The organism is Kaarinaea lacus (assembly GCF_975902315.1).
In genome coordinates this window covers 1-7,895 of the sequence record NZ_CDLKIE010000352.1, presented here as the reverse complement: position 1 = coordinate 7,895, position 7,895 = coordinate 1, and the positions used below count along the sequence as shown (strand labels likewise).

Below are 7,895 nucleotides of genomic sequence, written 5' to 3'. Positions count from 1 at the left end.
GTCATGGTTTTCTCTAATCGGTTATATTTATGTGATACTCATATTTGTAACGACAGTGGTGTGGTATTCTAGCGCAAAACGACTGCTGGATTGAACTACACTGTAGGCTAAAATGTCTGGAATATTAGAATCTCTGGACTTCCAGCTATTAATGGACATATAACGGGACCCGATGCATGGCTAAAGACCCACAAGCTCCGCGTACGATTTATCTCTCTGAATACAAACCCACAGATTATCTCATCGAGACGGTCGATCTAAATTTTGACTTGCATGAAACGGCAACCCGGGTGAAGTCAAAGCTCGGTGTCAAAAGGCGCGAGGGCGTAAGTGCGTCTCAACCGTTAGTGTTGCACGGGGAAGATCTGGTATTAAAGTCCGTGGCAATTAACAATCACACGCTTGCTGATTCAGAATTTCAGGTCAGCGAAGAGCAACTCATTATTCCCGATGTGCCCGATGCCTTTGAACTGCTGATGGAAACAGAAATCAATCCCGAGGCGAATACATCGCTAAATGGATTGTATATTTCCAGCGGTAACTTTTGCACCCAGTGTGAAGCTCAAGGTTTTCGTCGCATTACGTACATGTATGATCGCCCCGATATTATGGCGAAATACACAACGACCATTGTTGCGGATAAATCCAAATTTCCCGTGCTGCTCTCAAACGGTAACCTGGTAGCGCAGGGTGATGATGAATCAGATTCGGCAAAGCATTATGCCAGGTGGGAAGATCCGTTTCCAAAACCTACCTATCTTTTTGCCCTGGTCGCAGGTGATCTGGAAAAGATCGAGGATTCTTTTACGACTCAATCAGGTCGTGAGGTGACACTACATATATATGTGCAATCCCACAACATTGATAAGTGTGATCACGCAATGCGTTCCCTGAAAAAGGCCATGAAATGGGATGAGGAAGTCTATGGCCGTGAATATGATCTGGATATTTACATGATTGTTGCGGTTGATGATTTCAATATGGGTGCCATGGAAAACAAGGGGCTTAATGTTTTTAACTCAAAATATGTGTTGGCTAAACCTGACACTGCTACCGACAGTGACTACGACGGTATCGAAGGTGTGATTGGTCATGAGTATTTTCACAACTGGTCTGGCAATCGCGTGACCTGTCGTGACTGGTTTCAATTGAGTCTTAAGGAGGGATTTACCGTATTTCGCGATCAGGAATTCAGCGCTGATATGACATCGCGTGGTGTAAAGCGAATCAGTGATGTGAATATCCTGCGTGCACACCAGTTTCGCGAAGATGCCAGTCCCATGGCGCATCCAGTCAGGCCTGATTCCTATGTAGAAATAAATAATTTCTACACTGTAACGGTTTATAACAAGGGTGCTGAAGTGGTGCGTATGCTTCATCATCTTGTAGGCGCGGACAAATTCCGTAAAGGTACGGATTTGTATTTTTCACGCCACGATGGTCAGGCAGTTACCTGTGATGATTTCGTCAAGGCGCTGGAAGATGCTAATGAGGTGGACCTGACACAGTTTCGTCGTTGGTATAGCCAGGCAGGTACGCCAGAGTTGCACGTAACCCGCAATTTCAACGCGGCTGAGAAAACTTATACCTTAAACATCAAACAATCCTGCCCGGCTACACCCGGCCAGGAAAGCAAAGAGCCATTTCATATACCATTAGCGGTGGGATTGCTGGACAAAAACGGCAACGACATACCGCTGCAATTGAAGGGTGAAGAAGAAGTGATTCTTGGAACGGCGGTTCTCCATGTCAAGCAACCGGAACAGTCGTTTGTATTTACTAATGTCGATAGCGAGCCCGTGCCTTCTTTATTGCGCGGCTTTTCGGCGCCCATCAAAGTTGATCTGGGCTTAAGCGATGACGAACGCTATTTTTTGATGGCAAATGATAGCGATGATTTTAATCGCTGGGACGCCGGGCAGCAATTGGCAGTAAAGCTTGTCAAACAGCTGGTTGAAGATATCCAGCAAGATCGTGGACTACAATTACCCGAGCAATTTATTGACGCGTATCGGGCTACACTGAAAGACAAAGCAATCGATAAAGCTTTGGCATCGCAAGCGGTCAGTTTGCCGTCAGAAAGTTATATTAGCGAATTCATTTCTCCCATTGATCCACTTGCTATTCATCAGGCCTGTCGATTTATACGCAAAAGTTTGGCGAATAAGCTTAAAGATCTGTTTCTTGAGGTTTATGAGGAAAACATTATTCAGGGTGATTACAGTATTGAGCAGGAGCATGTCAAAAAACGCGCGTTAAAAAATACCTGTCTGGGTTTTCTGATGGAAACGGATGACAGTAACATTCATGACTTATGCTACTCGCAATTTAAACAAAGTAACAATATGACGGATGTGATGGCGGCACTGGTATCCCTGGTTAATAATGATTGCATCCAGAGGGAGCAGGCCCTGGATGAATTTTATCGGCAATGGAAAAATGATTTGTTAGTAGTTGATAAGTGGCTGGGTATCCAGGCAACTTCACGTTTACCGGGCACGCTAAGCCGTGTTAAAGCGCTGACATCACACGAAGCTTTCACGCTAAAAAATCCCAATAAAATACGAGCACTAATTGGTGCATTTGGCCACGGCAATCCGTCCCAGTTTCATGACCTGAGCGGTGATGGGTATGAATTTTTTACCGATAAGTTGCTGGAAATCGATAAGCTCAATCCGCAGATCGCGGCACGACTAGCAACTGTTTTTACCCTGTGGCGCAAGTATGATGATCAGCGCCAGCAACTGATGAAAAAGCAACTGGATAAAATTGTTGCCGAACCCGGGCTTTCCAAGGACGTTTATGAGATTGCATCCAAGAGTCTTGGATAGATGCAGTGGATACCAGGCGATAAAGTGCGTGATTAATAGTGGCTAACGATAAAAAGTTGCTCGCGATTGTTGAGCTGGGTGGATACCCCAATTTTACAGCACTGTATGAGTCATGTGGTTATCAAGTCACTATGGCGCACGCTATGCGCAAAGCGATGGCTATCGTGCGCAAGGAAAAGCCCGATGTGATTGTCGCAGAGTTTAATTATCAGTCAGATTTTAGAGATCGAACCAGTACTCTTGAATCATTATTGGCGACGGTTGAACGCCTGCAGCAAACTCATTCGAAAACAATTAGAGTGATTGTGTTTTACGAAAAAGAATACCAGCATCAGCTGGAGAAATTACAGGCAATGTTCGTCAACTTTGATCCTCTTCCATACCCTGTTCAGGAAGAAGCGCTGAAACAACATATTCTTTCCTCGGATTCATTGACTTGATATGCTAGAAGTATACTCCGTAAGCTGTCCCTATTGCGGTGAGTCTTTTAATGCCAGTGTAGACCTGTCAGTGGGACAGCAAAATTATATCGAAGACTGCTATGTTTGTTGTCGACCAATTCAGTTCTCAATTGATATTGACTACAATGGAGAGCTACTGGCAATTGATGTTCGCCGAGATGATGACTAGTAGAATTTCCTGGTGAAATTTCAGTTTACTCAGCAAAGCTTATCAGAATGAAAGAGATACATACTTTAAAAGCATTGGAAACATTTGAATGTACTGGATCCAGTTGCCCCAGGAGCTGTTGTGAGGCGAGCTGGTATTTTGCCGTTGACTCATCAACGGCTGAGAAATGGCGTGAGGTGCATAGCGCGTCGGATCGGAAATGGTTACTGGATTCTATTTCTGAAATAAAAGCTGAGGGTGAGACGCAATTAAAAATTAAAGAAGATGCAAGTTGCTATTTCCTGAATAGTGACAAACTATGTGAAGTGCAACTGCGCTATGGGCATTCTTATCTGCCCTCCGTCTGTCGGGAATACCCGCGGGTAAATATCAGTTTGTTTAATCGCATGTATAAAACTGCATCGTTGTCATGTCCGGAGATAGTACGATTGGCTCTATTTGACGGCGTTGAAGATGAACTATATGTGAAGTCACAGATGAAAGATGATTCGCCTGGAACAATTTCTGAAAATAATGCGCCATTAAATTATCATCTGGATAATTTTGTTAGCAGCGTCCTGCATTTTGAAAAGTTTCCCCTGGGGGTGAGGGTATTTTATATTGCGGATGTGTTCGGTGATATGTTCAACCGAGCGAACCAGGCGCCGATCGGAAGTAGCCAGATCGATCAACTAATAAAGCAAACAAAGAGTAATCTATATGACATTAATCTTGCCGCCAAACAGGGGAGGTTGAAGCCTGACCCGGTAACTGCAGGATCATTCTGGAAGGTCATATTTTCGCTTTGTCGATCGCGCGATATTAATCCAGTGTTTATGGAATCCGAGTCTTCGCCTCTTACAAAGACAATTGTTGAAAGCGGTGATTCTTATGAAGACTACAGTAAAATTTACCAGGTTATTGGGGAATATGTCAGCCTGACTCGACCTGAGCTGCGGGCGCAATACGGAAAATTACTGCAAGTTTATGTGAAGCTGTACTTAAGTGCTAAAGGTTTTTTGCAGGCGTCTAGCGCAAAATCAATCATTGTGGCACTTGTTGAGTGTATGGCTGGGTTGTGTTTGTTGCAAATGTTAATGTGGATGCAGCTTCGCGAGAAGGGATCGCTCAATGATGATTTTCTGCAGGAACTGATTGTTGAAGTAAATCGTAAGTATTCACACAGCAGTACTGTTTCTGAACGACTGGAGGAGGATGGTCATATGCAACAGATTGAACGTTACTGTATTTGTTTTCTGGATATGTTCTAGCATCTGTTGCGGATAAATTGGAAATTAAACTTTAAAAAGTAATAATTATGACCAATAGCATCATTAATAGCCGGGGACGAACTGGACTTGCTCTGGGAAGTGGTTCTTCACGTGGCTGGAGTCACATTGGTGTTATTAAAGCATTATCGAAAGTTGGTATTGAGCCTGACATTATCTGTGGTTGTTCCATCGGTGCGTTGGTAGGTGCTTCCTATTGTGCGGGGAATCTCGACAGGCTTGAGAACTGGGTGCATAAACTGTCAAAAATGGAAGTGGCCAGATTTTTTGAACTTAACTGGTCATTAAATGGATTTGTTGATGCAGAACGGCTGGAAGATTTCTTGAGTAAAAATGTTTGTGATGAAGAGCTTGGCATTGAAGCGCTCGACAAAACATTTGCTGCGGTATCGACAGACCTGGAAAACGGCAGGGAGGTGTGGTTTACAAAAGGCTCGGTGCTACAGGCCGTTTGGGCCTCGATGTCGTTGCCTGGTTTGTTTCCTCCCATACAAAATGACGGTAGATGGTTAGTTGATGGCGGTCTGGTAAACCCTGTGCCAGTATCCATCTGTCGCGCACTGGGTGCGGACCAGGTGATTGCGGTAAATCTCAATGGAGACATTCTAGGCAGGCATATGCCTCAAAAATCAGACAAAGACATAGAGGACGGCACTAATATAGCTGAACGCTTTGTTAAGAGCATCAAGGAATATTCTGAAGCAATTTTTCCCGAAAAAAGCACTGAAGAAAAAACTCCCGGTTTATTTGATGCGATTGCCAGTTCTATTAACATTACCCAGGACCGTATTACCCGTAGCCGTATGGCAGGTGATCCGCCGGATGTATTATTGTCGCCCAAGTTATCAAGAATCGGACTGCTGGAGTTTCACAAAGCTAGCGAAGCGATTAAAGAGGGGGAACAATGCGTTGAACGAATGCTACCGGAAATCAGGTACGCCTTTAGTCTGTAATAATTTTTAATTTCCGGTTATTAATCATGCCCGTTCGATTGTTTTCACTACGCTATGTTCCCGATGACGAAGCCCAAGAACTGCGCGAGTTACTGGATGAGCATCACATAGATTACTATGAAACAGAAACGGGGAACTGGGGTATTTCAGCGGGAGCCTTCTGGCTCCGTACTGAAGATCAGCTCGATGAGGCAAAGGAACTTATTGATGTGTACCAGAAACAACGGGCCATAAAAGCCAGGGAAGAGTACGAGGCGCTACAGCGTGAAGGCAAACAGCGCACGTTTCTGGATGTTGTCAGGGAAAAACCTCTGCAACTGATTTTTTATGTGGCTGCTATTTTATTTATTCTTTATTTTTCCTTGAAACCGTTTTTGGTTATTGGTAAATAAGCATCGTTCTCTGCTTTTTAGAGTCTACTTTTTTACTGTCGTACCACGTATCAGGGCTTCCGCACCAAATTTCTGATTAATGTCATCGGTCAGCTTGTCAATGTATGTGTCTTTTTTATTCTGTTCCTGAAACATGTCCATTTGTTCGCTTACGCTGCTTCGCTCGTCCTTGAAGTGACTGACGCCCACGCCAAGCAGGCGAATACCTTGCCGGTGAATATCTGCCTTTGGTAGTAGTGTTTCTTTTACTACTTTCCAAATTTGACGGGTGCTGTTCGTCGGTGAAGCGACTGAATGGGAGCGGGTTATAGTTTTAAAGTCGGCGTAACGTACTTTGATAGTCACCGTACGTCCTTTTAATTGTGAATGCCTTAGGCGTGCTGCAACCTGTTCAGTCAAATGCAGGAGTTGCGATTGTATTATTTCGATACTTTCCAGGTTTATGTCAAATGTCGCTTCATGGGATATGGATTTCGCCTGGCTATCTGTTACTACCTGGCGGTTGTCGATACCATGGGCTAATTGCCACAAATGGATGCCATGCTTGCCAAACCATTCTTGAAGTTTCGCTTGTGAGTATTGTCGCAGGTCACTGATTTTGAAGATGCCCAGTTCATTGAGTTTTGCAGACGATACTTTTCCAATACCCCAGATACGTGTTATTGGCAGAGGATCAAGGAAGCTCTGGGTTTCATTTTCTCCTACTATTACAAAGCCATCTGGTTTTTGGATATCCGAAGCGATTTTTGCAATAAATTTGTTCGGCGCAATACCTATTGATACAGTCAATCCCAGCTCATCTTTTATGTCTTGCTTGATTCTTCTGGCTATGATTTCGGTGCTGCCAAATAGTTTTTCACTGCCAGTGGCATCCAGAAAAGCCTCATCCAGTGCAAGCGGTTCAATCAGCGGTGTGTAGTGATAAAAAATTTCCTTTATTTTTTTAGAATACTCTGCATATACGGATATTCTGGGTTTTAGCAATACAAGATCGGGGCAGCGCCTGGTAGCGATTGCACAGGGTAGTGCGCTATGGATGCCGAATTGTCGCGCAATATAATTGGCTGCCGATATGACGCCGCGGGTACGGGAAGGACCGCCCACAGCTACGGGTTTGTCCTGCAGTTCAGGTTTGTCTAATAGTTCAACGGAGGCATAGAATGCGTCCATGTCTGCGTGAATTATCATTGTGTTAGAAACAGGCTGTAGAACCAGATAATCGTGAATATGCCAGTGAGTGCTCTGATGACAGTCCACCGGGTAGCGCGTGAAATATAATGATCATAAAACGCCAGTAGTGAAGCATCATTGGCCCCCGGGGGCAAGCCTCTTTTCCGATTGCGTCGGCAATCCAGTGCGAAAGCCAATTGCCAGGCATTGTCAGCAATGTATGCGCCTGTAAGGTACCACCGCTTAATGGCAATACGTAATCCTTGGCCATTCATTTGCCGGTGGGCAAGTTTTAAGAAGGGCCGCAGTTGTAGCTTCCTGGTTTCGTTTTGTGATTTGTAAACTTCCTGTGCAGACTGAAAGAACTCATTAACCCCCATAGCGTTGAAATTACATAAAAACGAATTAAGTATCTGGCGTTTGGCAAACCCTTCCGCTTCAAAGCGTCGAGTTGATGTTTCAACTTCACCGGGTAGCGTTATCCAATGTCCGGTTTGAAAGATTTTTGATGCCAGTCTCGCGTCTTCCATATAGGGTAGTGATTCATCGTAACCGCCCAGTTGCCCAAAATATTCTTTGGCTATCCAGAAGCCCTGATCGCCGTTAATGCAATCGGGTCGGTTCAGGTGACTTTTCCTTTCCTTATTCTCC

The 7,895-nt window shown here is 44.4% G+C and carries 8 protein-coding genes; 6 read left to right on the top strand and 2 right to left on the bottom strand.

Annotated elements, in window-relative coordinates; all coding sequences use genetic code 11:
- Positions 1 to 176: 176 nt before the first annotated feature.
- The 6 genes from pepN to ACWVCM_RS11395 are packed head-to-tail and all read left to right on the top strand — an operon-like array spanning position 177 to position 6,074.
- Positions 177 to 2,831: an aminopeptidase N gene (gene pepN, locus ACWVCM_RS11420; protein WP_455201883.1), complete on the top strand. Its 2,655-nt coding sequence runs from the start codon at positions 177 to 179 to the stop codon at positions 2,829 to 2,831.
- Between the two features lie 38 nt (positions 2,832 to 2,869).
- Positions 2,870 to 3,271: a hypothetical protein gene (locus ACWVCM_RS11415; protein WP_455201882.1), complete on the top strand. Its 402-nt coding sequence runs from the start codon at positions 2,870 to 2,872 to the stop codon at positions 3,269 to 3,271.
- A 1-nt stretch (position 3,272) separates the two neighbouring features.
- Positions 3,273 to 3,461, top strand: coding sequence for a CPXCG motif-containing cysteine-rich protein (locus tag ACWVCM_RS11410; RefSeq protein WP_455201881.1), 189 nt, complete (start codon positions 3,273 to 3,275; stop codon positions 3,459 to 3,461).
- A 47-nt stretch (positions 3,462 to 3,508) separates the two neighbouring features.
- Entirely contained in the window at positions 3,509 to 4,711 is a 1,203-nt protein-coding gene (gene fliB, locus ACWVCM_RS11405; protein WP_455201880.1) for a flagellin lysine-N-methylase, read from the top strand.
- Between the two features lie 47 nt (positions 4,712 to 4,758).
- Entirely contained in the window at positions 4,759 to 5,682 is a 924-nt protein-coding gene (rssA, locus tag ACWVCM_RS11400; protein ID WP_455201879.1) for a patatin-like phospholipase RssA, read from the top strand.
- A gap of 26 nt (positions 5,683 to 5,708) precedes the next feature.
- A complete protein-coding gene (locus ACWVCM_RS11395; RefSeq protein ID WP_455201878.1) occupies positions 5,709 to 6,074 on the top strand; it encodes a DUF6164 family protein in 366 nt (121 codons plus the stop codon).
- A gap of 24 nt (positions 6,075 to 6,098) precedes the next feature.
- Here the strand turns inward: ACWVCM_RS11395 and dinB are convergent, their stop codons facing one another.
- On the bottom strand, positions 6,099 to 7,262 hold the full coding sequence (gene dinB, locus ACWVCM_RS11390) for a DNA polymerase IV (RefSeq protein WP_455201877.1): 1,164 nt from the start codon (positions 7,260 to 7,262) through the stop codon (positions 6,099 to 6,101).
- A partial coding sequence (locus ACWVCM_RS11385; RefSeq protein ID WP_455201876.1) for a hypothetical protein occupies positions 7,259 to 7,895 on the bottom strand: 637 nt, incomplete at its 5' end. The genes dinB and ACWVCM_RS11385, both read right to left, overlap by 4 nt.